Origin of the sequence: Pseudarthrobacter sp. NKDBFgelt (assembly GCF_046097905.1) — a bacterium.
Classification (GTDB): Bacteria; Actinomycetota; Actinomycetes; order Actinomycetales; family Micrococcaceae; genus Arthrobacter; species Arthrobacter polychromogenes.
The window spans coordinates 1-1,812 of sequence record NZ_JBJURL010000166.1; the positions used below are offsets into that span (position 1 = coordinate 1).

The 1,812-nt window shown below is 65.2% G+C and carries 2 protein-coding genes and 1 pseudogene; 2 read left to right on the forward strand and 1 reads right to left on the reverse strand.

What is annotated here, in order from left to right; genetic code table 11:
* On the reverse strand, nt 1-829 hold an 829-nt coding region (locus tag ACKAE7_RS20900), incomplete at its 3' end, for a serine/threonine-protein kinase (RefSeq protein ID WP_408980208.1).
* Nucleotides 830-992: 163 nt separating this feature from the next.
* Here ACKAE7_RS20900 and lipB point away from each other — a divergent pair.
* Together lipB and ACKAE7_RS20910 are read left to right on the forward strand one after the other, a co-directional pair.
* Nucleotides 993-1,661, forward strand: a complete 669-nt coding sequence (gene lipB, locus ACKAE7_RS20905; RefSeq protein ID WP_238340899.1) for a lipoyl(octanoyl) transferase LipB — start codon at nt 993-995, stop codon at nt 1,659-1,661.
* Nucleotides 1,658-1,812, forward strand: a pseudogene (locus ACKAE7_RS20910) (lipoyl synthase); the annotation flags it as partial. The gene lipB and the pseudogene ACKAE7_RS20910, both read left to right, overlap by 4 nt.

Sequence of the window (1,812 nt, forward strand, 5' to 3'; positions counted from 1 at the left end):
GCCCATCCACGCCTCCGGATCGCCCGGCCGCGTCTCGTACCGCGCGTCCTCCGTAAAGAGGTCCCGGATGTCCCCGGTCCTCGTTCAGGCCTGCTTCCAGTGCAGCGGCCAGCTCCCGCGGAACGTCCGGGACCAGGAGCGGCAGCGGCGGCCGGCCCGCGGTCCTGGGCGGAGCCTGGCCGGTGAGGCAGAACCAGCCCAGCGCCGCCGTCGAATAGACATCCCGTTCGGGCTGCAGCCCACGCACGGCGTCCACCGGTGACGGGTCCACGAAGCCCGGTGTTCCTGACGCTGCAGCACAGCCGGGGTCGCCCAGCATCCGCGCGATGCCGACGTCGGACAGCAAGGGCTTGCCCTGTCCGGTGAACAGGACGTTTCCCGGCGAGACGTCCGCATGGGTGAATCCCTTGCCGTGCAGGTATCCCAGCGCTTGGGCGATGGGTGTCAGCACCGTCACCGTTTCGCCAACGCTCAACTTTCCGCGGCTGGCCACCAGGCCGGCCAGGGACCCACCCGGCGCATAATCCATCACCAAGGCCGTGCCGCCTTCTGGCTGTCCTGGAAACCGGACTGCGTCATGTGCTTTGACCAGGTGCTGGTGGTCCAGGACTGACAGGATGCGGATCTCGCGCCGGACCGCTTCCTCAGTCAGCGGTTCACCTCCGGCTGGGCCGCCCTTGCCGGGGTGGAAGCACTTGAGGGCAAAGTTCCGGCCGGTCCGGTTCTCCCTGGCCAGCCAGACCGTCGCGCTCCCTCCGCGGCCCAGCATGCGTCCCAAGGCGAAGCCGGGCACCCCGGGCGGCACCTCGGGCACCTGCGAAATTTCCATACGACATGTCTAGCCGAATCCTCTTCGCCGTGCAGAAGTTATCCACAGGCTTGACGGCAGCGCCCGGCCACGCTGGGAGCTGCCGTGTGATGTGCCTCCGGCAGGCGGGTGAGCTTCAACACTAAACCGGGCACGGGACGCCGCGGCGTCTAAGCTGGATGCCATGACTCTTGAGTTTTCACAGCTGGGTCTTGCTCCCGATTTTGTCGACTACACCCAGGGTTGGCAGATCCAGAGCGAACTCCACGACAAAGTGGTCGCGGGGGTGGCCCCCAGCACTGTCCTCCTCCTGGAACACGCAGCCGTCTACACGGCCGGTAAACGGACCGAGGATCATGAACGGCCCTTCGACGGCACGCCGGTGGTGCCCGTGGACCGGGGCGGAAAACTGACCTGGCACGGGCCCGGACAGCTGGTGGGATACCCCATCATCAAACTGAAGAACCGGGCAGGGATCCGCGACTACGTGGAACGCCTGGAAGCCGTGATCATCGCGGTGCTGGCCGATTACGGAATCACCGCAGTCCGCATCAAGGGCAGGGCCGGTGTCTGGATCACCGCGGACAGCAAGGGCCCGGACCGGAAGATCGCCGCCATCGGCATCCGGGTGCATGAGGGCGTAACCATGCACGGGTTCGCCATCAACTGCAACAACGACCTCGCGCCCTATTCCCAGATCATCGCCTGCGGCATCACTGATGCCGGCGTGACAACCATCGCCCAGGAAACGGGCTATGACGTTGCCCCGGCTGACCTCGTGTCCCGCATTACTGAAGAACTGCGCAAGAATGAAGACGCCCTGGTCGCTACCCCCGAAGGAGCACTACTGTGACATTGGCACCTGAAGGCCGGAAGCTTTTGCGCGTTGAACAGCGCAATTCTGCTGTTCCGGTGGAGCGTAAGCCAGAGTGGATCAAGGCGAAGGTCCAGATGGGCCCGGAGTTTGTCCAGCTCAAGAACCTGGTCAAGAAAGAGGGCCTGCA